Source organism: Brachybacterium muris, from assembly GCF_016907455.1.
GTDB classification, from domain to species: domain Bacteria; phylum Actinomycetota; class Actinomycetes; order Actinomycetales; family Dermabacteraceae; genus Brachybacterium; species Brachybacterium muris.
Map to the genome: position 1 here is coordinate 2,948,606 of NZ_JAFBCB010000001.1, position 23,343 is coordinate 2,971,948.

Genomic DNA, 23,343 nt, shown 5'->3' on the forward strand with positions numbered 1-23,343 from the left:
TTCACGCTGCGGGCAGGCAGGTCGGGCACCAGGGGCAGGCCCTACAGTGGCCCCATGGATGACAGCGGCACCATGGAAGAGCACGGCTCACCTGCTTCGGACCACGACCTCGATCTGACCGCGCTGCCTCCGTTGGGCGAGGTGCTCGATGGGCTCACCGGGCATGTCGCGGCATGGATGCACACGCAGCGCTGGTACGCGCACAAGGGCACCGGTGTGCCCCGCGTGCAGCTGCGTGGCTGGGCGCCTCTGCGCATCGCCTCCGACCACCTGGTGGTGGCCACCGTGATGGGTGCGGCGATCGGCACGGGCGATCCGGGGAACGAGTCGGCGGGCATCTCAGCGCGTGCTGAGGCGCTGTACCAGGTTCCGCTGGTGCTGCGTCGACCCGACGGTGTCGAGGCCCCTGAGGAGGGTGCGGAGATCGGTGTGCTGGCCGTACCGGGCGGCCCGCTGCGGGTGGACGACGCCACCAAGGACCTGGATGGCCGCGCTGCCCTGGTCGCCCTGATCGCCGCAGGTGCCGGTGCAGCCGGACCGGACCTGCGGCTCTCCGCGACTGCCCTCCACCCCTCCGGTGCGGAGGGAACCTCCCCCCTGCCCGTCGGTCCCGGAGCACGATCCCGGCTGCTGTCCGGCGAGCAGTCCAACACCTCGATGATCTTCGAGGCCGACGATGCCCGACCGGTGATCGTGAAGCTGTTCCGGGTGCTGCAGGACGGGCAGAACCCCGACGTGGTGCTGCAGGCGGCCCTCACCGCGGCCGGCTCCACGCGGGTGCCGCCCGTGGTGGGTGAGGCGCACCTGGCGCTGGGAGAGCTGCGTGCCCATGCCCTGTTCGCCCAGGAGTTCCTGCCGGATGTGGAGGACGCCTGGCGCACTGCCCTGCGGGAGGCCGTTGACGGGGAGGACTTCTCGGCCGCTACCCGCCGTCTGGGCGCCACCCTCGCGGAGGTGCACCGCGACCTCGCCGCTGCACTGGGCACCGTGCGCACCGATCAGGAGCTCGCCACGGCGATGGTGGACCAGATGCGGGAGCGCCTGGACGAGGTGTCCTCGCAGGTGCCTGCAGTGCAGCAGCACCGGTCCACCCTCGAGGCCCTGCAGCGCCGGGCACTCGAGGCGGCGTGGCCGGCGATGCAGCGCATCCACGGCGACCTCCACCTGGGGCAGGTGCTGGCAGCGCCTGGTCGTGGCTGGGTGCTGCTGGACTTCGAGGGTGAGCCGCTGCGTCCTCTCGCCCAGCGGTCCCGGCCGGACTCCCCCTTGCGGGACGTGGCCGGCATGCTGCGCAGCCTGGACTACGCCGCTGGTGCCGTCGCCCTCGAGCACGGGCGCGACGTGACCGACTGGTCGGGCAGGGCCCGCGAGGCATTCCTCGCCGGGTACACGCAGGGCGCCGGGATCCCGGCGGAGGACCCGTCGCTGCGGGTGCTGCTGGCCGCGTTCGAGGCCGACAAGGCCGTGTACGAGGCGCTGTACGAGGCACGGAACCGGCCCGACTGGCTGCCCATCCCCATGGGGGCGCTGGAGCGGATCAGTGCAGCGGCCGCGGGGGCGGGGTCAGCGGGCTGATCGGGGATGACGGGCTGGTGGTGGCCAGCGGCTGCATCGAGCCCGGCAGGAAGGGCATGCTGATCGCCCGCACGGCGACCCGCACCCCGATCACCACGTCGAGCCGCACCCCCGTACGGTCCCGCCAGGTGGCGGTGCGCACTCCACTGTCCGTGTGGTCCTCGGTACGGGCCATCCGCTGCTGCTCCAGGGCTGTGTCCACGGCGCCCAGCAGCTGATCGGCGTCAGCGGCGGAGAGGTCGAGCGCGTTCTGCGCCACCAGCAGGGCGCTGACATGGCACATGGTCTCCAAGCCGTTCCAGGCGTCGCCCGAGGGGCGGTCGCGCTGCGGCCTGTGGTCCTCGAACAGCCCCAGGGAGGGCTGTTCGTACAGGAGAGCACCGGTGGCCACGGCCAGCAGGTCGCGGATCTGCACGTGGGTCTCGTCCTGGGAGGCGATCGAGTCGTGATCCATGGGGTCCTCGGCAGGAAGCACTGACATCGTCGTCCCCCTCCTGCGTGCGTCCCCGGTCATCGGTGCGTCCCGGTCCGGCACCCGCGAATCGGTTGCCGTCCAGGGTAGGGGCGCACGGGAGTTATGCCGATGGGGAGAACTCCCCATCGACGGGCGGGCCCCGTCATGCCGGGACGGGCACGAACTCGATCGGGGCCACCGAGGAGTAGCGGTCCTGGCGGATGGACACCACGCCCACGCCGCCGATGAACGGGGCCAGGGCCTGCGGGTTCTTGCCGGGGTTGGCGAGGATCACCTGGAAGCCGAAGTGTCGGAAGGACTCCATCGCGGCGGTGATGAACTTGCCCGCCCCCTTGGAGAACGCCTCGTCGATGATGATCGGGGCGTAGCGGGGCACGTCCTGCCCGGTCCCGGCCAACTGGTAGCGCAGCGCGGCGGCGAGGCAGAAGGTGGCCAGGCGCTCGTTCTGGCCACCGGAGAGGGGCCCGCCGGACTCGTGCGCGTGGACCACTGTCCCTTCGGTGTCCACTTCCTCGGCGTGGAAGTGGACGTGGCGGCGCACGTCCAGGATTGCCCGGGAGACCTGGTCGTCCTTGGTGCGGGCCGCGGAGATCAGGTCCATCAGGTGGCGCAGGGAGAGGAAGCGCTGCTCGGCCAGTTCCCGGTCGCGGCTGATGTCGTTCTGGGTGGTGTCCACCACCGCGTCCTCCAGTGCCCGCTTGAACTCGTCGAGCGCCGCCAGGTGCACGGGCCGCATGGACAGCTGCAGGTAGCGCCCGGCATGGAACTCCACCTGGGCCAGCAGGGCGTTGATGCGCTGCAGGCGCTTGCGGATCTCGGCGGGCTCCCGGGCGATGGCGGTGGCCAGGGCCTGCACGTCACCCAGGGTGTTGCCGGTGAAGAACTCGAAGAAGCGGTCCTCCACCTCCGGCAGCTTCTCCTCCTCGATGCGCTGCAGGATCGCCAGGAAGTCCGCGGCGGCGTCGAGACTGGTGTCGGTGTCCCCGGCCTGCGCGGGCCAGCGGCGGGCGAACTCCCGCATGGCGGTGCGCATGTCCTCCTCGGCGCGGGAGGTGCGGCGGGTGAGGTCCATCAGCTCCGCGTCCAGGGTGGCGGAGGCGTCCTTGGTGACCTGGTCGATGGTGGACAGCACCAGGGTGGGGGCGATCGCAGCGAAGCGCTCGGCCAGCTCCGCCTCCACCTCCGGTGTGAGGGAGCGCTCGGCGAGCCTGCCGCGGGCCTGGGCGAGGCGCTCGGCGGCGCGCTCCGCCTGCTCACCGAGCTTGCCGGCGGTGCGCACCACCTCCAGCAGCTCCTCGTCGGCGTCGGCGATGGCCTGCTCGACGTCATCGATCTGGCGGGCCAGCTCGGTCAGGGCAGCGGAGCCGTCCTCTGCGGCGCGCACCATGTCACGCAGATTGGCGATACGCCGGGCCACCGAGGCGGCATCGATGTCGTCCCAGGCCACGGCACTGATGGCCTGGAGGGCATACAGGTGCTCACGGCGGCGCCGCCGCTCGGCCTCCACGTCGGTACGGCGGGCCTGGGCCTCGAACAGGGCCTGCTCGGCGCGGGTGCGCTCGGCCTCGAACACGGAGCGCTTGGCGCGGTTGTCGAAGCCCAGCACCCACTGGGAGCGGTCGTTGATCTGCCGGTCGGCGTTCTTCTCGTGGCGGGTGGCGGAGTGCTTGATCTGCCCAGAGCGCAGCACGGCGCGGGAGAGACGGGTGAACTCCTCGAGGGTCTCGGCGCAGGTGTAGTCCATGCGGGAGGCAATCTCGTGGCTGAGCCACGCGTGGAACTCGCCGTCCTTGACGTCGAGCTTGGCGGCCAGGGAGCGCTCGTCGATGTTCTTGGCGGGGCGGCGCAGATCGGTGTTGACCCGGTTGTAGGAGATGCGGCGGCGCAGCTTGGTGCGGTCAATCACCGCGGCAACGTCCCGGTAGGCCCGCTCGGGCACCAGGATCGAGCGGGCAAGGCCCCGCAGGGCCTGCTCGGCGGCGGCTGTCCACTCCTCCTCGCCGGCGCGCACCTGCAGCAGCTCGGCGGCGAACGGCAGCTCTGTGGGGGCGATGCCCACCTCGGCGGCGATCGCGTCGCGCAGCGCGACGTCCTCGGAGTGCAGGTTCGAAGCGCGGGAGGTGAGGGACTTCAGCTCCTGGCGGGTGTTCTCCAGCTTCGTGGCGAGATCGCGCACGGCGGCCTCGGCGTCCCAGCGGGCGGTGTCGGAGTCCTTCTCCTGGGCCTCCAGGGCCTCGCGGCGGGCGGTGACGTCCCGCTGCAGGGAGAGGAACACGTCCTCGCTGACGGGGGTGCCCAGCTCCACGGTGGCCAGCTGGGCGGCGAACTCGGTGCCGCGCTCGCGGCGCCGTTCGCGCTCCACCTCCAGGCCGGCGATCTGCTGCTTCCAGTCGTCGATCTCGCCGCCGCCGGCGCGTCGGCGCTGCTCCTTCAGCTGGGCGAGGTCGGCGCGGGCCTCGGCCACGTCCTGGGTGAGGCGGCGCTGCTGGGCGCCCATCCGGTCGCGCTCGAGCTGCAGGCGCTGCTCCTCGTCGCCGAGCAGGCGCACCAGGTGCTGGGCGGCGTACACGTCGATGTCGGAGCGGCGGTCCACCAGTTCCGCGCCGCGGGTGCGCATCGCGGTCCAGTTCTCGTGGTCCTCACGCAGGCCGCGCAGCAGGTCGCGCTGCTCGCGGGCGGTGACCAGCGCCTCGTACACCTCGGAGAGGTTGTGGAAGTTGGCCAGGGCCTGGTCGGCCAGCTCGAAGGTGCGCGGCGCATCCAGCATGTAGTCGCGCAGCAGGCCGTTGACGTCGCCCAGCTCCTTGGCGGACTGGATCTTGTGCAGCAGTCCCAGGGCCTTCTCATCGGGGATGCCGAGCACCTGGCAGAACGCGGCGCGGTACTCGCGGAACTGGCGGAAGGTCTCGGTGCCGGGGTGGGCGGCCTCCAGGGCCTTGCCCTCGATCTGAGTGGAGACGAACTGGCGCAGGTCGCTCACGTCCAGGGGCTTCCGGGCGATGACGTACAGGCTCTTCACGTCCGAATCGGCGCTGTGGCCGGCGTGCAGCAGCAGCAGGCGGGACAGCTGCACGGTGCCGCCCTGGCCGTCGGAGTAGCGCAGGGTGATCACCGACAGGGTGGTCTTCTCCCGCAGCACTTCCTGGCTGAACTCGCCGGTGGCCTGGTCGTAGTGCATTGCCCAGGCGCCGCGCACGTAGCTGGCCACGGTGCGGCGGTACTTGGAGCGGGCCGGGCCCGCATCGGAGGCGGCGGCGTTGAACTGCAGGGTGCGCGGCGGGGTGAGCAGGGCGCTGATCGCGTCCAGCAGGGTGGACTTGCCGGTGCCGGGGCCGCCGGTGAGGAAGAAGCCCTTGGGGGAGATCGCCAGGTCATGGGTGCCGTGGAAGGTGCCCCAGTTGGAGACCTGCACGTGGGTGAGGCGCCACTGGCCCGGATGCGGGTGATCGGGGTCGGTCACGACGGGTTCGGCGGTCGCGTCCCGGCCCGCGCTCACGCCCGGCAGGTCGAGGGTCTCAGCAGTGGATTCCACCCCGGTAGGCTACCGGGCCGCACGGGTGAGCGGGTTCTCTTAGTAGGCCGCACGCTGGACATTACTAATAGGTAGCACGACGATGAGGTGATGACACCTTCCGGCTCCGCCCCCGACCGCGCCCCCGGCGCGCCACCGGCCGACCCCGGATCGCCCACCCCCTCCCCCGCACCTCACTCCCCCGTGTTCGGCAACCGCCGCGCACTGCTGCGCGGAATCGGGTGGGCGACCCCGACGGCGGTGGTCTCCACAGTGGTGCCCGCATACGCCATGTCGCAGCACGATGTGCGGTTCGATGTGAACTTCGACGGCGGCAGTGGTGCGAACGGCTTCTACAACACGACCTACCTCAATCTCGGCATAGCGCCCGGTGGCACGGCCCCGTTCGTGCTCACGCAGGACCTCGTGATCTCTGTGGAGGTCGTGGGGCTGAACCCCGACAGTTCCCGGGAAAGATCATTCAGTGCCGGCTCCAGTGACGGGACGATCGTCCGCGGCACGTACAACCCGGCGACACGCACCATCCCTCTCACATGGACGATCAGGGCGGGCCGAAGCATCCCGAGAGCCGGCATCGCGACAAGCAACCCTGATATCTACTTCATCTTCAACGACGGTGGCCTCAGCAACCGCATCACCAACAAGATCGTGATCACCAGCATCACGGGAGGAAGCACCTCCCGTGCACTGCCGATCGACTCTTCGGTGATCAAGGACTACAGGTCGGGCAACGTCAGTCCTGACGGCATCTACTGAGTGCCCTGACTGCGCCCGCCGATCCATGTGGCAGACAACTCCGGAGTGGGAGCGCGAGGTCAGCCGGCATTGTCGATGAGGTCGACGATCTGCTGGCAGCCGTGCTGCGCGGCGAGGTCGCGGGGCGAGGTGCCGGCACCGTCGGGGATGGTGACATCGGCCCCGGCCTCGATGAGCAGCCGCGCGGTCTCCACGTGGTCCTCGCTGCAGGTGCCCAGCACGATCACCTCGTGCAGTGCGGTCCAGGAGAGGTTGTTGACGTGGTCCACGGGCACGCCCGCCTCCAGCAGGATCTTCACCGTGCTCACGTGGCCGTGCTCGCTGGCCGGGATCAGCGCGGTGCCGCCGTAGCGGTTGGTGGAGGTCACGTCGGCGCCGTGCCGCAGGGTGGCCTCGAGGATCTCGTCCAGGCCCTCGGCCCCGGCGTAGAGGAACGCCGAGTCCTGGATGGCGTCCTTCGCGTTCGGGTCCGCACCGTGCTCCAGCAGCACGGTGGCGACCTCGACGTGGTCGGCGCGGGTGGCGATCAGCACGGCGGGGCGGTCCTCGGTGTCGCGGGCGTCGGCATCGGCGCCGTCGGCGAGCGCCTGCCGGGCGGCATCGGCGTCACCGTCGGCAGCGGCCTGCAGGAGGGCCTGGTCGGCAGCGGACGATCGGGGCGGTGCGTTCACGGGGGTCTCCTGCGTGGTGGGTGCGGAGGTGGGGACTTCGGGTGACGTGCAACCGGAGTGCACGGCGATGATCAGCAGCAGCGCGGCGATGGTACGCACGTCACCTCGCATGGCGCACCTCCGGTTCGTCGCCGTGTGCCCCGGCCGCCTCGAGCTCCTGGAGGATCTCCCGCGCCCTGGCCACGGAGACCGAGGTGCCTCCCCTGGCGGCGATCTCGCGCAGTCCCGTCCCGATCACCCGCTCGGGATCCAGCAGGCCGCGACGGATCGCCTCGGCCAGGTGCCGACGACCCTCGTGCATCTGGGCGAGGACCTGGGTGGTCCACCTCGGGAGCGACCCTGCGCCGCCATCGGTACCGGCGGTGGCACGGGCTTCGTCGGCCGCGCGGTCCAGCATCACCGTCCACAACGGCCAGAGCACACCGAGCGCCGCGTGGTTGCGGGTGAGCAGCCACAGGAACGGCTGGGGTGAGGCATCGGTCCCGGTCAGCAGACGGCGCAGCACCAGCTCCAGCACACGGTCGTCGAACTGGAGTGTGCGCAGCAGGGCCCTCCAGTTCTCACCCAGTGCCCAGAGCGTGCCCTTCTTGTCCCGCCCAGCCTCCTCGATCGACCAGTCGCGCTTGGCCTTCGCGTCGGCCGCCCAGTCGGTGAGCAGGGCGGCGATCATCACCGGAGGAAGGGGCCGGTCCCGGCCGGGCAGCGTGCCCGGGGAGTCCCACCCTCCACGTCGCCACGTCGCCGTTTGCCAGTGCAGCCCGCCATCCCTCCAGGTCAGAGCTAGCCTATGGGTGCCGTGTTCGTGGTCGATGCCCCCTTCCCGCAGCTCCAAGGTGCGCGCGTACAGGATGGGTCGGTTCACGTCCGCGTGCACCAGTACTGCCCGCGGGTGATCCTCGGGGGATGACCAGGCCGGGTCGTGATCGCCGCGGCGCGAAGGCACCGGTAGCTCCAGTTCGAGCGCCCAGGGGCTCTCCATTCCCCACACCATCGAGCCCTCGTGCATCCCGTAGGTCGCGTCGATCTCATGCAGGGTCACACCCACGTGGTCCTCGAGCAGAGGGTAGGGCTCCGTGGGAACCCGCCACACCTGGTTGAAGGTCCGATCGGCGAGCGTGAGGTGCTCGCCCCGGGCACGTCGCTCGGCATCGAGCTCGTCCTTCCGCACAGCGCGCAGCGTGGCGTCCACCTCCCGGGCATCGGCCCCGATGGCCTCCAGGCGTGACGGGGGTGCGCCCCCGTCGGTGCGCTCCGGTTCCCCACCCCAGGCTTCCTCGAGGTCCCGCACCACGGTGACGAACGTGGCGTGGCCGTCGTTGGCCACGAGGTCCTCGAGCAGCGTGCTGATCTCCTGCATCGCCGCACCATCGGGCACCTGCGAGCGCTCGCGCCCTGCGCGCAGCACGGCGAGTCGGGCATTGCGGGGTTTCACTGCGAGCAGGGCACTGAGCACCAGGGGAAGGTGCTCCTCATCGGCCTCGCGGATCAGGTGCTCGCCCAGCAGTCGAGCCATGTCGGCCTGGCCCCGCTGGAGGATCGCGGTGAACTCCGCGGCCCGGGTGCGCACGGCACCGGCAGGAAGCAGGAGACCGGGCATCTTCGCCTCCACGTCGCGCAGGAACGCGGCTGCGGCCTTGAGCTGGCCGGGGCGACGGCAGGCCTCGAGGATCATCAGCAGCGCATCCAGGGCCTGCTCCCTGCTGAGGTGGCCCGCCTCCCTCAGACCTGGGAGGGGCTCCAGGAGGAAGGAAGGGGCGGTCTCGCGATCACCCAGACCGGCGCGGATCCACTCCAGGGGGCGGTCCGCACCGATCTCCTGGAGCGCAGCGGTCCCTTCACCGCCTCCGGTCAGCAGCTGCACCCAGCGGCCCACGGCATACCCGGGCGGGTCGAGCTGGAGGATGCGGGTGAGGTGGATGGCGGTCTCCTCGAGCTCGGAGGTCCATCGCTGGTCCTCCCGGATCACCTTCTGCGCGAACTCGGCACCCCCTGTCTCCAGGATCGCTGCGCGCAGCCGCGGGTCGTCCAGGCATTCCACCTCGGTGCAGTACGGCAGTCCTCGTTCGGGATCGACGCTGTACATCCAGGGCCGCCAGGGATCGCTCCCTGCCAGCAGCATGGCCTGGAACGGGCTCACTCCGAGCCGGATCACGAAAAGGCACAGCCGGCCTGCCTTCTCGTCCCACTCCTGGCTGTGCTCGCGCAGGTCCGGTCGCGCCTGGTGCAGGGCCTCCGCGAGCTTCTCCCTGGTCCCGGGGATCTCCGTCTCGAACTGCACCTGCCCATGCCGGCCCACCACCTCCCGCCAGGTGCCGAGGGCCTTCTGCTTCCCGGCTCGCAGCACCTTCCGGGCGGCTGCGAGCCGTTTCGCGATCGCAGGATCGTCCTCGCGCAGCGGTGCGGTGACGATCCGGGCTGGGGGCATGGAGTCGAAGCCGAGTTCGCTGAACAGCGCCACGACGTCGTGGAACTCGGCTCGGGGCTCGTCTGCGTCATCGTCCATGGGTGGTCCTTCGGAATGGGCGGCCATGCTCAGACCGGCTGGTGATCGTCGACGAGGGCATAGGTGCCGTCCTCGGTGAGGATGCGCGCGGCGAGGATGTGCTTGCAGGGGCCGCGGGACAGGCCCTCCTGTGCCACCCAGGGGCAGGCGCACGTGTCCGCCCCGGGGCCGCGCAGGTTCACGTCGTAGCCATGGCGGCCGTCCGCGTCGGTCGTGGCACCGGCCGGGATCTCGTCCTGCTGGGAGGACTCGACCCAGAAGCGATCGCCCTCGCGGTGGTGCACGGCGCCCTGCGCGACGAGGCGGCGGGCGGAGCGCACCCGGGGGTGGTCGCGCTCCACACGGCTGGGATCGTGCGGCAGCTCCCGGTGGTAGTACGCCTGCTGGGCGAGGTCCCAGCCCACGCGGCCGGAGGCCGCGAGCACCGCGAGGCCGTCGAGCACCCGCTGCTCGGGCAGGGCGGCCTCGCGCATCATCCGGGGGACCTCGATGACCGGTTCGAAGGCGAGGAGGGTGGAGAGCACGTCGGCGTCGACGGCGGCCTGCGGAGCGCTGAGGGAGACCAGCAGGGCCCCTTCGCCGGAGAAACCGCGCCAGGACTGCTCAGTCAGTCCCAGGGAGAGCCTTCCCCCGGGCAGCGGGAACTCCACCACCACTCCCCTGCCGGCATCCGGGTCGCCGTACACCTCCATCCCCTGCAGGTGGGTGAGCAGTCTGCGGGCGGCGACCAGGCGGTGGGCACCGGGGATGCGCACCGCGCCGGGGCCGGGCCGGTCGGTGAGGCGGGGCATCCGTCCGTGCATGCTGATCCAGCTGGCGTCGGTCCCGGACCGGTAGGACACGGGCAGCTGGCCGAGGATGCGCCGCGCGGTGGCACCGTCGTACGAGGCGAGCTGCTCGAAGCCGCGGTGGATGCCGGCGAGGTTCCCGAAGGCGGGGATCCAGCGGGCCGGCATCTCCACCTTCCGCTCCGTCTCGGTGCGGTCCAGGGTGGAGACGGTGACCTGCTCGCGGCCCACGTCCAGGTGCATCAGCTGCTCGGCGCGCACCTGGGCCAGGGCCGACTTCATCGTCTCCCCGAGGTCCACGTTGGTGGTACCCCGGCCGATCTCACCGCCGTCGACCGCGCAGGCGTGCAGGTCCAGCCGGGCGGCCACCCCGTTGCAGGCGCTGAACACCTCCGCCCGCAGCCGGTCCCCGTGGGCGGTGAACACGGGGTCGCGCAGGTGCGAGGGCGTGTACTGGAAGTAGCGGGTCGCGGTGATCTCGGCGAGCGCCAGCAACCCGCGCGCGTACACCTGCGGCTGGGTGAGGAAGCCGTGGAAGAAGCTCGCGGAGGCCACGAGCCCGTCAGGGGTGAGTGCGGGGGCAAGGCCCAGGTGCATGCCGGTCCCGTCCACCGTGGACGGCGAGGCGAAGGCGCTTCCCGGGCCGGTGGCGAGATCCTGTGAGGCCTGCATGGAGCCGAGCGTAGTGGGGCGGGTGGGCGCTGTCGTACCTATGCTCACTTCATGGCTGCGATGCGAGCAGTCCCGGTGCGCCCCTGAACCCGGGACGGACTTCTCCAGGACCCCAGGACCTCACATCTCGGGGCGGCCCTGGCGCCAGTACCCCATGAAGGAGACCTGCGTCCGGTCGATGCCGAGCTCGGTCACCAGGTGGCGGCGCAGGCCCTTGATCACGCCGGCCTCCCCCGCCAGCCACGCGTAGAACGCGCCCTCGCCCACGGTGGTCTCCCACAGGATGGTGCTGTCGATGTCCACGTCCTCCAGCTCGGGGCGGGTGGTCTGGGCACCCTCCTCGCGGAACGCCTGCGCGTTCTCGCACATCAGGCGCCGCACCTCGGCATCGAGCAGTTCCCCGTGCGGGGCGTCCCCGCGCACCAGCCAGGTCAGCTGCACGGCGGAGCGGGTGAGCACCGGCTGCCGGTCGGACTCATCGGCCACCTCGATCACGGCGCGGCCGGTCATCTGGGCGGGCAGTGCCTCCAGGATCGAGCAGATGGCGGGCGCGGCCGTCTCATCACCCACCAGCAGCAGGGTGCGGGCGGTGCCGGGGCGGAACTCGATGCCACCGTAGTCCGGACCCACCACGTGACGGTTCGGTCCCAGCACGTCGATGCGGTCACCGGGGGCGACCTGCTGCGCCCAGCGGGCGGCGACCCCGCTGCCGAGCGCCTGCTCGGGTTCGAGGTGCAGCACCATGTCGACGTCGAGCTCGGGGTGCTTGCCCAGGTTGCCCGGGTGGCCGGCGCCGCGCAGGTCCCGCACGGTGTAGGTGCGCAGCCAGCCGCGGTCCTCCGGGTCGATCTGCAGCCAGCGCCGGTACCAGTCGGCGCTGCCTGCCGGGTCCAGCTGCCCGTCGGGGCGGATCGGTGCGAAGTGATCGGCGCTGGGGCGGGGGCCGGGGACGATCAGCTTGATCCGCAGGTCCAGGGGGTGGGCACCGGTGCCGAAGTGCACCAGCTCGGGCGAGGTGAGGGTGACGCGCATCAGGTTCTGCCCGAGCGGGCGCACAGCGGCGACGGTGAGGTCGAAGGCCAGCTGGGGGCTGTGCTCCAGCGCGGGCACCCTGACGGGAGCCGCGTCGGGCTCGGCGTGCGCGGCCTCGGCGTCCGGGGCCGGATGGCTGTCGGTGGTGGTGGTCATGGCGTCCTCCGGTTCGGGGGCATCGAGGTCGGGGGCATCGAGGTCTGGCTGGTGCGCGGGCTGCGGGTCACGCCCCAGCGGCAGCACCATCGGGGTGCCGGTGACGGGATCCGGCAGCACCCGGGAGGACAGGGCGAACACCTCGTGGACCATCTGCTCGGTGATCACCTCGCCCGGTGAGCCCTGGGAGTGGATCTCGCCGTCGCGCACGGCCACCAGGTGGTCGGCGTAGCGGGCGGCGAGGTTCAGGTCGTGCAGAACGATGCCCACGGTGGTGCCGCGCTCGCGGTTCAGGTCGCGCACCACGTCCAGCACCTCGAGCTGGTGGGTGACGTCCAGGAAGGTGGTGGGCTCGTCCAGCAGCAGCACGTCGGTCTGCTGGGCCAGGGCCAGCGCGATCCACACCCGCTGCCGCTGCCCACCGGAGAGCTCCTCGATGAGTCTGTCCTGCAGCTCATCGGTGCGGGTGGCGGCCAGGGCCCCGGCCACGGCCTGCTCGTCGGCCGCGGTCCACTGCTGGAATAGGCCCTGGTGGGGGAAGCGACCACGGGCCACCAGGTCCCGCACGGTGACGCCGTCGGGGGCGATGGGGCTCTGCGGCAGCAGGCCCAGGCGGCGGGCCAGGTCCTTGCCGCGCAGGGCGTGGATGTCGGTGCTGTCCAGCAGCACACGGCCGGATCGGGGGGTGAGCAGGCGGGACAGGCCGCGCAGCAGGGTGGACTTACCCGAGCCGTTGGCGCCCACGATGATCGTGATGCGCCCTTCGGGCAGGGTGAGGCTGAGGTCGCGCACCACCTCGCGGCGGTCGTACCCCAGGTGCAGGCTGCGTGCTTCGATCAGCGCCATCGCGGGTTCACCTTCCCTGCCCGGATGCGGGGGTCCGGGTCAGCATCCACAGCAGGAACGGGGCCCCCAGCGCCCCGGTGATCACGCCGGCCGGCAGCGCGGTGCCGGAGAACGCGTTCTGGCCGACGACGTCGGCGAGCAGCACGATCGCGGCGCCGAGCGCGGCGGCCAGCGGGAAGCTGGGGCGTCCCGCGATCATGCGGGCCAGCGGCCCGGCCAGGAACGCCACGAACGACAGCGGCCCGGTGACCGCGACCGTGAGGGCACACAGGGTCACCCCGACCGCGATCAGGCCCACCCGGGTGCGGGCGACCGAGAGGCCGAGGCCGGTGGCCATGTCGTCCCCGAGCTGCAGGATCCGCAGCTGCGCCACCAGCACCGCCAGCACCGGGACCAGCACCCCCAGGGCGAGGGCGAGCACGGCGGCACGCTCCCAGGTGGCCGAGCTGAGCGAGCCGATCAGCCAGTGCATCACGTCCCCGGCGGACTGGGTGGGGATCCGGGTGAGCAGGTAGCTGATCAGGGAGCTGAGGGCGGCGCCCACCCCGATGCCCACCAGCACGAAGCGGTTGTCGACCGCTCCTGCGGCACCGGCTGCGCCGGCACCGGGCCGTCCGGCCCCGGCCACCAGCAGGATCAGGGCGGCGGTGGCGAGGCCGCCCAGCAGGGCGGCCCAGAACAGGGCCGGCCCCGTCGCGCCGAACACGGTCATCGCCACCACCGCTCCGGTGGAGGCACCGAGGGTCACGCCGATCACGTCGGGGCTGGCCAGAGGGTTGCGCAGCAGGGTCTGGAAGATCGTGCCGGACAGCCCCAGGGCGGTCCCGGCCAGGATCGCGACCACGGCGGCGGGCAGGCGGGAGTCCATCACGATGAAGGAGATGCCGGGCACCTGCTGGCCCATCAGCACGGCGAGGGCCTTGTCGATCGGCACCACGGGGGTGCCCAGCAGCACGCGGGCCGCCGCGGCGGCGAACACCAGCGCGATCAGTGCCGCGAGGGCCGCGCCGGTGCGGCGGGAGCGCGGGGCGGTGGTCACAGGCCCACCTGCCTGCGGGTGCGGATCAGGGCGATGAACACCGGTACCCCGATCAGTGCGGTCATCACGCCCACCTGCACCTCGGCGGGCGGGGCGATCACCCGGCCCACCACGTCGGACACCAGGATCAGCACCGGGCCCATCAGCAGGGCCAGCGGCACCACGCGGCGGTAGTCACTGCCCACGGCGAGGCGGGCGGCGTGCGGGACCACCAGGCCCAGGAAGCCGATCGGGCCGGCGAGCGCCACCGCTGCGCCGCACAGCAGGATGATCGCGATCCCCAGCACGATGCGGGCGCGCGTGACGTGCACGCCCAGGCCCACCGCGGCATCGTCCCCCAGCGCCAGGGCGTTCAGGGTGCCGGTGGCGGCCAGCACGATCACCACCCCGATCAGCATGAACACGCCCACCGTGGCCACGTCCCCCAGGCTGCGGGCACCCAGGGTGCCCACCTGCCAGAACCGCAGCCGGTCCAGGGACTCCTGGTCCAGCAGCACCAGGGCGTTGACCAGGGATCCCAGGCCTGCGGTGAGGGCGGCCCCGGCCAGGGCCAGTTTCACAGGGGTGGCGCCGTCCCGGCCCAGGGACGCCACGGCGTACACCGTGACGGTGCCGAGCGCGGCCCCGGCGAAGGCGAAGGCCATGAACTCAACCACCCGGGAGATGGACAGCATGAAGATCCCGGCGACCACGGCGGCGGATGCCCCGGCGTTCAGCCCCAGGATCCCGGGATCGGCCAGGGGGTTGCGGGTCATGCCCTGCATGGCGGTGCCGGCCACGGCGAGCGCGGCACCGACGGCCACCCCGGCGAGGGTGCGGTCAAGGCGGGCCCGGATCACCACGTGGTCGGTGACGGCGGGGTCGAAGGAGGTCAGTGCCTGCCAGGCCGTCGCCGGGTCCACGGTACGGGCACCGATCAGCAGCGACAGGGTGCAGGCCGTCAGCAGGGCGAGCACCCCTCCGGCCACCGCCAGCAGCGGTGCACGGGTCATCTCAGCCCTTCGCGGTCCGCACGGCGTCCAGCACCGAGGGCACCACGTCCTGGATCGCCCAGGGCAGGCTCAGGGCGCTGGCGGCGGAGATGGAGAGGGTCTGGTGGTCATCGGCCGTGAGCACCACGCTGCCCCGGGACACGGCCGGGATCTGGGCGAACAGGGCGTTCTCCTGGAAGCTGGCGACGGCGCTGCCGGCGGTGGCCCAGGTGTAGAAGATGTCCGAGTCCAGCTCGTCGGCGCGCTCGGCGGACCACGGGACCATGAAGGTGGTCTCGTCGGCGGTGTTCTCGGTGACCACCTCCGCCTGGGTCATGCCCAGCGCCGTGAAGAAGCGGGGGCGGGTGTCGCCTGCGGTGTACAGGGTGATGGTGTCGTCGGTCAGACCCAGGGTGCCGGCGATGAAGGTGGACTCGGCAACGTCCGGGTTCTCCTCCCCCACCGCGGCGAGCGCGGCGGTGACCTCGTCGATCACCTGTGCCGCGGCCTCGGAGCGGCCGGTGGCATGGCCGATGGCGGTGATCGCGTCCTGCCAGGAGGTGGTGTAGTTCGGGGCGATCGGGCCGATGGTGGGCGCGATGCGGGAGAGCTTCTCGTAGTCGTCCTGGGTGAGGCCGGAGTAGGCGGCGATGATCAGGTCCGGGGTGAGGGCGGCGATCTCGTCGGCGGCCACGCCATCGGCCTCGGAGTAGGTGACCGGAGCGCTCTCGCTGCCCCAGGCGGCGCCGAGCTCCTCGAGCTTCGCGTCCACCCAGTCGGTGGACTGGTTGTCGTTGCCGCCCCATTCCACGGACGGCATGCCCACCGGGACGATGCCGAGGGCCAGCACGCTGTCGCCGTTGACCCAGGAGACGGTGGCGATGCGCTGGGGTTCGGCAGCGATCTCGGTCTCGCCGTACAGGTGGCTGACGGTGACCGGGAAGGCGCCTGCCTCTGCGCCACCGGCCGTGCCGCCGCCGTCGGAGCCTGCCTGCCCCTGGCCGCCGTCTGTGGTGTCGCTGTCCTGGCCTGCGGTGCTGCAGGCGGCGAGGACGGGCAGGGTGAGCGCGGACAAGGTGAGTGCGCGGCGTGAGATCTTCACACGGGGACCTTCCGGACGGGACCACCACGATGGTGGTTAGGCAAACCTAACCGTATTGCGCAACACCAGTGGTGCGCAATTGCGTCCCGCGTGGAAGACGCTACTGCGAGAAGAACGACAGTGCCTGCCGTCCCTGATCCAGGTACCCCGCCATCTCGTCCGCAGGGACCATGCTGCCGCCGGTCGACCACACCACGTGGTGGGCACCGGCCATGGCGCGCTCGTCCAGCCCGCGGGCCTCCAGGTACGCGGGGTCCTCCATCACCCGCCACGGTCCGATGACGCCTGCGGTGGCGGAGGGCTCCACCTTCCAGCCCTCCGTCTGCCCGAGGATGCTCACCAGGGCGCTCATCCGCTGGTCGGCGACGGTGACGAAGCCGTCGATCAGGCCGCCGACCTGCTCCCCCACCAGCCGAGAGGGCCGGCCCACGGCGAGGCCGTCGGCTGTGGTGCGCCCGCTCAGCCCGATGTCCTGGACGCTCACCTCGCTGTGCAGGCCGGTGCGCACCCCGAGCATCATCGACGGCGCCAGGGTGGGCTCGGCGAAGATGCAGTGGACGTGCTCGCCGAACACCTGCTTGAGTCCGTAGGCGACGCCGCCGGGCCCGCCGCCCACCCCGCACGGCAGGTACACGAACAGGGGTGATCCCTCACCGACGGTGACCTCCAGGGCTTGCAGCTGCCCTGCCAACCGCCGGGCAGCGACCGCGTAGCCGGCGAACAGGCTCAGGGAGGACTCATCGTCGACGAAGTGGGTGAGCGGATCTGCCTGTGCGGCAGCGCGTCCCGCCTCGACAGCGGTGCCGAAGTCCCCGGGGTGCTCGATGACCTCTACTCCCCTGTCTCGCAGCAGGTCCTTCTTCCAGGGCCGGGCATCGGTGGACATGTGCACGGTGGTGCGCAGTCCGAACTCGGCCGAGAGCAGGCCGATGGACAGCCCGAGATTCCCGGTGGAGCCCACGGCGATGCCGCGCTCGCGCAGGGTGTCGGTGACCGCAGGGTCCTCGAGCACCCGGGGGCCTTGCCCGCTTGCGTCAGGACAGGCCTCGTCGATGATCTGCTCGACGACCTGCAGGACCTCGTGGAATCCGCCCCTGGCCTTGATCGACCCGCTGACCGGCAGCATGTCGTCGCGCTTGACCCACAGCTTCCCCGGGAGCTGCGCACGGCACAGCTCCTCCATCCGGGCCTGCAGTGCGGGTGCCCGGTGCAGGGGGGATTCGATGATCCCGTCGCTGGTACGGGTCTGCTCGAAGCGCTGGGCGAACCAGGGGGCGAACCTGCGGAAGCGCTGCCGGGCATCCTCGACGAGGCCAGCGGGCAGGCTGGACCGGCGCAGCGCCTCGGCGGCAGGCTCCAGCTCCCCCCGGAACCAGGAGGTCTCCTCACCGGAGGCGAGTCGCGCCACCAACGGGTCCTCGAGCAGTCTCGCGCGGTTCGGCCCGACGGTCTCCATCGCAGGTCCCTCCATCTGTGCCGGCCTCCTGACGTGTCAGCCCGCGGCGTCCTCAGCTGTCGGTCGGGTCCTCGGCCTCGGCATCGGTCGGGTCCTCGAGGCCGCCCACCCCGGCCTCGCGGTACAGGGCGATGAACTCGCGGGCGGTGTCCGGGCCGATCATCAGGCGCAGCACCGGGGAGACCTCGTAGTCGTCGCCCTGCTCGTCCAGGAGCCCGGCGCGCTGCACCTTGGCGATGGCGGCGCGCACCTCCTTGGCGAAGCCTGCCTCGTCGGTGGAGGTGGTGCGGCGGTAGGCGGCCAGGGCCTGCTGGATCTCGGCCTCGGAGACCACGGTGCGCTGACCGCGGGAGGACTGGGTCAGCAGCATCTGCCGCAGCACCAGCAGCAGCACGGAGTCCAGACGGTTCATGCCCGTGAGGCGGCGCAGCAGCTTGGGGGCATCGGGGTCGTCCTCGCTCTGGCGCACGAAGGCCACCTGGGCATCGTCGTCGATCACCAGCTCGAGGAACATGTCGGCCAGGCGCGCCTCGATCGCGGTGCGGTCGCGCATCACCTGCGCGTAGCGGGAGTTGTCCTTGCGGCCGTCCACAAAGGGGCCTTGGAGCAGGGCGACGAGGGCGCGGCGGGACTCGTCCACGAGCGAACCGGCGGGAGCGGGAACCTCCTCGCTCGGCTCGGCGTAGGCGTCGTCCTCGGGGCGGTGCACGGTGCTGGTCACGGCACACCACACTACCGGCGCACAGCGCTCCGACCTACGGCCACGGCGCTCCGGTGGGCACAGGCGGTTCCTCCCGACCGATTGCCCGGGCCGGTCCCCTGCGTTTCTCGCCCCTGGAGCGGAGTTTTCTGGTGGAATCAGGGTCGACAGCATGACCCCGCGGCGCCGTCAGGGCCGCGGACCCGAATGCAAGGAGATCGACATGGAACAGTTCTCGACCCCCGTCATCATTGCGATCGTGGTGGGCGTCCTGCTCGTGATCGCCCTGATCGTGCTGCTCGCCGTAGCTGCCTCCAAGCGCAAGCGCGCCGAGGAGGAGCGCCAGCGTGAGCAGGACCGCCGTCGTGCCGAGGAGCTGCGGCAGAAGGCGGAGAAGGATCGCGTGGCCACCGAGGAGCGCGATCTGCAGGCCCGCGAGTCCGAGATCGAGGCCGACCGTGCCCGCCTGGATGCCGAGAAGAAGGCGCAGGCAGCCGAGCAGCAGCGCGCGGACGCCGAGAAGCAGCGCCGCCACCTGGACGAGCAGCTCCAGGAGGCTGATCGCCTCGATCCCGATGGTGGCCGCGACGGTGTCACGACAGGTGCCGCAGCAGGTGGAGCGGCCACCGGCGCGGGCGCCGCTGGAGCAGCCACCCACGACCGCGACCACGACGGGATCCGCGACGATCGCGAGCACGAGGGGCTGCGTGAGGGTTCGTACAACGGCTCCCACGTCGAGTCACGCGGCTCCGAGCACCCCGGGGTCGATGGGAACCGCGACCTGTCCGGCGCCGACCGCGGCGGCGCAACCGCCACCGGGACCGAGCACGGCCGCCGTGCCGCTCGCAACGGTGACAGCGTCTCGCAGGAGGGCTACCAGCAGGACCAGCACCTCCAGCAGGACGGCTACCAGCAGGATCAGCGCGACCCTCAGTTCCAGCAGCCCGGTGAGCAGCGCCAGGACGGGCAGTTCCAGCAGGACCAGTTCCAGCAGGAAGGCCGCCGCCAGCAGCAGGCACCCCGGTACGACGAGAACGGGAACCTGATCCCCGATCACGACCAGCAGTACCGTCCGGCGGACGGCACCGACCGTCGGATCTGACGGGCCACAACACCTCTGTGTGACAGCGGCGGGTCGGGAACCGGATTTCGGTTCCCGACCCGCCGTTCGTGCTGGGGCGGGTCGTGCGAGACTGCGAGCATGCCGACCCGCCCCACACCCCGTCGTGTCCGAATGGACGATGTGACCGTGGAACGGGTGCTGCGGGTGGTGGAACTCGTACCACCTGGCCAGGTCACCGCCTACGGGGAGGTGGGCGCGATCGCCGGGGTGGGGGCGCGTCTGGTGGGCCGGATCATGCGCGAGTGGGGATCAGGGGTGCCGTGGTGGCGCATCACCAACGCCGCAGGCGACCACCCCCTACTGGCGCGCGCACTCCCCCACTGGGAGGCCGAGGGCATCGAGGTCAAGCCCAACGGCCTGGGCTGCCGGATGAACGAGTACGGAGCGGACCTGGATCTGCTGCGGAAGCAGGCCGAGCAGTCCTTCACCGACCTCGACCCCAGGACAGACTGAGCTGCCGGTACCTATCCGACCGGGACGGGCGCCGCATGGGGAGATCTCCCCATTCCGCTCTTCGCCCCCTCTGGCTACTCTCAGTTTCATCACCGTCACCAGTGGCGGTTTCGATCGATCGGTGGCCACGGCGGCCTACCGATTACAGACCTTCTGGGGGAGACATGGCGTTCTACGGCGCGGACACCGATCAGCTGCGCGACTTCGGCACCCGCATGCGCATGGGGATGCTGGCGCTGCAGAACCGGCAGATGGAGATCACCCAGGCGGTCATGAGCGTGACCTGGGAGGGTCCGGATGCCGAGGACTTCCGCAACCGCGTGATCACCGAGATCCACCCGAAGATCGATCAGTCCCGGGACGACCTGGCTCGCCGTGCGGACGAGGTCTTCGACCACGCCTCGCAGCAGGACGACGCATCCGACCCGCGCGGCTTCTTCGAGAAGCTCAACGACCTCCTGCACTGGCCGGCCCAGATCACCCGCACCATCCGCAACATCCAGAAGATCGTCACCGACATCCCCACGATGCTGGAGCGCTTCCGGGAGGGCAAGGCGGGCCTGCAGGCGTTCAAGGACTTCCTGCGGCTCCGCCAGCAGTATCCGAAGCTGGCCTGGTCCGAGTTCCGGCACTCGATGAAGCACTGGGACGAGATCCTCAACGGCAAGGGCTGGGAGAAGCTGGGCAACTTTATCCCCCAGAAGATCAGCAAGTACTTCGGCATCAACATCCCGGGCAAGGAGTGGATGGGCAAGGCCCTCAGCCATCTCGACGAGATCACCGAGGCGACCAAGCCGTGGGTGAAGGTGGGGTCCAAGAGCCTCGGCAAGCTGCTGCCGGGCCTCGACATCGGTCTGGGCCTCCACCAGATCGCCACCGGGGACACGTACGACAAGGTCTCCGGCGGCCTGTCCGTGGCCAGCGGCGGCCTGGTCCTGGCAGCGCCGCTGTTCGGTCCGGCGGCCCCGATCGTGGCCGGTATCGGGGTGGGGCTCGGCGTGGTCTCCGCAGGGATGGACATCGGACGCGCCCTCTACGACAACGTGCCGGCCGTCAAGAACGTCGTGGACAACGTCGGCGGCGCCATCAAGGACACAGCCGGCGCCATCGGCGACGGGCTCAGCAAGATCGGGGACGGGTTCACGTCCCTGTTCGGCTGAGAGCCATTGGCTCGCTGAGCGATACTGCGAGTGCGCGACGTCCGCACACAGCCCGCCCTCGTCGAGGAAAGTGAGACCCATGAGCGAGCCCGCCCCCACCCCCGAGGACCGCCGTCAGATCTGCGCGGCCCTGGTCCTGGACGCCGCTGCGGACGGACCGGCCCAGATGGGTGTGTTCACCGACGAGGAGCTGATCGCCCTGGACGGACTGGACACCGTCCAGCTGGTCCCCCTGCCGTGGATCGCCGACAACGAGGAGACGGTGGAGCGCAGGATCTCCGCCTCGATCGCCCTGCGCAGCCTGATCGCCCGGCGCATGGTGCTCCCCGCGGAACTCCTGGCCGATGACTGGGACGACCTAGGCGATGACCCGCGCCGCCTGTACGCGGCGGACCCGGTGCAGGGCATCCTCACCCTGCGTCGCAGCTTCACCTCGCTGATCACCTTCCAGCGCATGGTCTCCGAGCAGATCTACACCGTCGTCCAGTACGTGTACGACGGGGACACGCTGCTGGAGGAGGAGATCACCGCGGACGGCTACCACCATTTCCACGTCCTGCCCAAGGACAGCGCCGTGGACCACGCCGTCACCCTGATCGACCAGGACGAGGTGGCCGGTGAGGACGGGGAGCCGATCACGCTGCGGATGTCCGCGATCGAGGAGCACGCCGAGCTGGGGCCGGTGCTGAGCGATACCCGCGCTCTCACGGTCGCCTCCCTGGTGACCCGTGCGGGCGAGGCCGAGCAGCTCACCTTCTATGCGACCTCGGACCGCATGTACGTCTCCCGGTCCGATCAGGACGTCACCACGTCGGAGGCCGCGGAGGATCCTGAACTGGAGTTCGTCCAGGCCTCGACGAGCTCCCTGCGCGACGTGGTGCGATCACTGCTCGAGGCCGGCCGGGTGAGCGCATGACGGCGCCGGTCCCGGCCGCCCCCGTGATCGGGAGAACCCGGGCACGGTTCCGCATGCACTGGCCCTGGTACATCTGGGTGATCCCGTTCCTGGTGCCTTTGGTGCCAGGAGCCCTGATCCTGCTCACCGGTGACGTGCTGGCGGCGGTCATCACGGTCATCGTCCTCGTCCTGCTGGCCACGCTGCCGCTGCTGTGGGTGCTCGCCTCGTTCCGCATCCACGTGACCGACCGCGCTCTGATCACCGGTCCGTTCCTACCCGGGTTCACACGGAGCGTGCACCTGTTCCAGGACATCGACGTCAGCACGATCCGGGCGTGGAGCAACGTGAGCGCGTTCCTTCGCTCTGCCCGCATCCCGGCCCTGCTGACCGCCGGGCAGGTCAACCGCGGCTCCCGCCACGGCATCTCCTTCCGTGTACGGCGCGTCGGTGACATGACCGGAGGGCAGCTAAGCGAGAACCAGATGACGCGATATCTGGGCGGGACGGCGGAGATCATGAGTGTGGCCGGCAGTGCCGAGCGCCTGATCCGCAGCCTTGCCACGGCGATGCAGGATGCCGGGGTGGCGCCGGCCGATGCCGTGATCGCCCAGGCCCTCCCGCCGGGAAGGCTCTCACCCGAGCGGGACTCCCACCTGCAGCAGATCCCGGGCTGGCCCCAGCCCAGCGAGGAGCGCTTCGAGGATCTGCCGCCGGAGATGCAGCAGCGCCTGCGCGGCCACCTCCGGCGCGACTGAGAGCCGCGGCCACTCCCCGGGGACTGCTCGATCGAGGTCACTCCGCGGGTACATCGTCCAGGAAGTAGTACGCGGGCACCTTGGCGGCGTAGTCACGGCCGTCCAGCTCCCGCCAGGCCACGAGCTCCGTGGAGCCCTCGCGCTCCTGGGCGTACTGGGTGGCCAGGAACATCAGGCCGATCACACTGGCCAGGCCCTGCTCGGCAGGGTGGGCGCGCAGCACGTCGCCGATGGACGCCTGCCCGGCCGTGCCGCGCACGTCGTTGACCCGCCCGGTGAGGCCCACGATGTCGATGTCGTTGACCCGCACCAGGTCCTGCAGCACCTCCACGCTGAGCGCGGTGACGTCGTGCACCTCGGCCTCGGCGGGGGCACCGGGGTCGGTGGGGTCCTTCAACCGGTGCTGCGCCACCGAGGACATCAGCGCCCGGGAGAGGTCCAGCTCCAGCGGGAACGGCGCCCGCGTGGGAACCTCGTCCTTCTGGGTCAGCGCGATGCCCTGCGCCTCCTGCAGGGTCTCCAGCAGCACCCGGTGAATATTCGCCTCGCTGGGGTCCGCTGATCGAGGGTTCGGGTGCCACGTCGCTGCCGTAGCGGTGGCGTCGTTCGGGACCACCAGTGGTGTCGTTGGGGCCGCTCTGTCTACGCTCCTTCCGCCGTGTGTATAGGGCACGCGGCGG

19 protein-coding genes are annotated in these 23,343 nt (G+C 71.0%); 7 read left to right on the plus strand and 12 right to left on the minus strand.

The window, feature by feature from the left end; translation table 11 throughout:
* The first annotated feature begins 54 nt into the window (after positions 1 to 54).
* A complete protein-coding gene (locus tag JOD52_RS13815) occupies positions 55 to 1,575 on the plus strand; it encodes a phosphotransferase (RefSeq protein ID WP_204410590.1) in 1,521 nt (506 codons plus the stop codon).
* Here the strand turns inward: JOD52_RS13815 and JOD52_RS13820 are convergent.
* On the minus strand, positions 1,538 to 2,056 hold the full coding sequence (locus tag JOD52_RS13820; RefSeq protein WP_239551906.1) for a hypothetical protein: 519 nt from the start codon (positions 2,054 to 2,056) through the stop codon (positions 1,538 to 1,540). The two genes, JOD52_RS13815 and JOD52_RS13820, sit on opposite strands and share 38 nt — an antisense overlap.
* A 136-nt stretch (positions 2,057 to 2,192) precedes the next feature.
* Complete coding sequence (locus JOD52_RS17570; protein WP_204410592.1) at positions 2,193 to 5,582, minus strand: ATP-binding protein; 3,390 nt, start codon at positions 5,580 to 5,582, stop codon at positions 2,193 to 2,195.
* A gap of 183 nt (positions 5,583 to 5,765) precedes the next feature.
* On the opposite strand from JOD52_RS17570, the gene JOD52_RS13830 reads away from it, so the two are divergent.
* Complete coding sequence (locus JOD52_RS13830; protein ID WP_204410594.1) at positions 5,766 to 6,338, plus strand: hypothetical protein; 573 nt, start codon at positions 5,766 to 5,768, stop codon at positions 6,336 to 6,338.
* A gap of 59 nt (positions 6,339 to 6,397) precedes the next feature.
* Here the strand turns inward: JOD52_RS13830 and JOD52_RS13835 are convergent, their stop codons facing one another.
* From JOD52_RS13835 to JOD52_RS13875, 9 genes are all read right to left on the minus strand, one after another.
* Positions 6,398 to 7,108, minus strand: coding sequence for an ankyrin repeat domain-containing protein (locus JOD52_RS13835; protein WP_237738671.1), 711 nt, complete (start codon positions 7,106 to 7,108; stop codon positions 6,398 to 6,400).
* Between the two features lies 1 nt (position 7,109).
* A complete protein-coding gene (locus JOD52_RS13840) occupies positions 7,110 to 9,512 on the minus strand; it encodes a hypothetical protein (RefSeq protein ID WP_017823256.1) in 2,403 nt (800 codons plus the stop codon).
* A gap of 29 nt (positions 9,513 to 9,541) precedes the next feature.
* Complete coding sequence (locus tag JOD52_RS13845) at positions 9,542 to 10,972, minus strand: SWIM zinc finger family protein (RefSeq protein WP_017823255.1); 1,431 nt, start codon at positions 10,970 to 10,972, stop codon at positions 9,542 to 9,544.
* A gap of 120 nt (positions 10,973 to 11,092) precedes the next feature.
* Complete coding sequence (locus JOD52_RS13850) at positions 11,093 to 13,006, minus strand: SIP domain-containing protein (RefSeq protein ID WP_204410596.1); 1,914 nt, start codon at positions 13,004 to 13,006, stop codon at positions 11,093 to 11,095.
* Positions 13,007 to 13,013: 7 nt separating this feature from the next.
* Entirely contained in the window at positions 13,014 to 14,045 is a 1,032-nt protein-coding gene (locus JOD52_RS13855; protein WP_204410598.1) for an iron chelate uptake ABC transporter family permease subunit, read from the minus strand.
* On the minus strand, positions 14,042 to 15,037 hold the full coding sequence (locus tag JOD52_RS13860) for a FecCD family ABC transporter permease (RefSeq protein ID WP_204410600.1): 996 nt from the start codon (positions 15,035 to 15,037) through the stop codon (positions 14,042 to 14,044). The genes JOD52_RS13855 and JOD52_RS13860 overlap by 4 nt, the downstream gene beginning before the upstream one ends.
* A 1-nt stretch (position 15,038) precedes the next feature.
* A complete protein-coding gene (locus JOD52_RS13865) occupies positions 15,039 to 16,118 on the minus strand; it encodes an ABC transporter substrate-binding protein (RefSeq protein ID WP_017823251.1) in 1,080 nt (359 codons plus the stop codon).
* Positions 16,119 to 16,218: 100 nt separating this feature from the next.
* Positions 16,219 to 17,574, minus strand: coding sequence for a D-serine ammonia-lyase (locus JOD52_RS13870; RefSeq protein ID WP_042343021.1), 1,356 nt, complete (start codon positions 17,572 to 17,574; stop codon positions 16,219 to 16,221).
* Positions 17,575 to 17,626: 52 nt separating this feature from the next.
* Positions 17,627 to 18,295: a DUF4194 domain-containing protein gene (locus tag JOD52_RS13875; RefSeq protein ID WP_017823249.1), complete on the minus strand. Its 669-nt coding sequence runs from the start codon at positions 18,293 to 18,295 to the stop codon at positions 17,627 to 17,629.
* A 202-nt stretch (positions 18,296 to 18,497) separates the two neighbouring features.
* Between JOD52_RS13875 and JOD52_RS13880 the strand changes: the two genes are divergently transcribed.
* From JOD52_RS13880 to JOD52_RS13900, 5 genes are all read left to right on the plus strand, one after another.
* On the plus strand, positions 18,498 to 19,376 hold the full coding sequence (locus tag JOD52_RS13880; RefSeq protein WP_204410601.1) for a DUF874 family protein: 879 nt from the start codon (positions 18,498 to 18,500) through the stop codon (positions 19,374 to 19,376).
* A gap of 99 nt (positions 19,377 to 19,475) precedes the next feature.
* The gene (locus JOD52_RS13885) at positions 19,476 to 19,850 is read left to right on the plus strand and encodes an MGMT family protein (protein ID WP_239551908.1); all 375 of its coding nucleotides are present in this window, start codon (positions 19,476 to 19,478) and stop codon (positions 19,848 to 19,850) included.
* Between the two features lie 164 nt (positions 19,851 to 20,014).
* The gene (locus JOD52_RS13890; RefSeq protein WP_204410603.1) at positions 20,015 to 21,010 is read left to right on the plus strand and encodes a hypothetical protein; all 996 of its coding nucleotides are present in this window, start codon (positions 20,015 to 20,017) and stop codon (positions 21,008 to 21,010) included.
* A gap of 79 nt (positions 21,011 to 21,089) precedes the next feature.
* The gene (locus JOD52_RS13895; protein ID WP_204410605.1) at positions 21,090 to 21,926 is read left to right on the plus strand and encodes a hypothetical protein; all 837 of its coding nucleotides are present in this window, start codon (positions 21,090 to 21,092) and stop codon (positions 21,924 to 21,926) included.
* A complete protein-coding gene (locus tag JOD52_RS13900; protein ID WP_204410607.1) occupies positions 21,923 to 22,663 on the plus strand; it encodes a hypothetical protein in 741 nt (246 codons plus the stop codon). The genes JOD52_RS13895 and JOD52_RS13900 overlap by 4 nt, the downstream gene beginning before the upstream one ends.
* Positions 22,664 to 22,700: 37 nt before the next feature.
* Here JOD52_RS13900 and JOD52_RS13905 read toward each other — a convergent pair whose 3' ends face one another.
* A complete protein-coding gene (locus JOD52_RS13905) occupies positions 22,701 to 23,279 on the minus strand; it encodes a DUF3375 family protein (RefSeq protein WP_338124099.1) in 579 nt (192 codons plus the stop codon).
* Positions 23,280 to 23,343 lie beyond the last annotated feature (64 nt).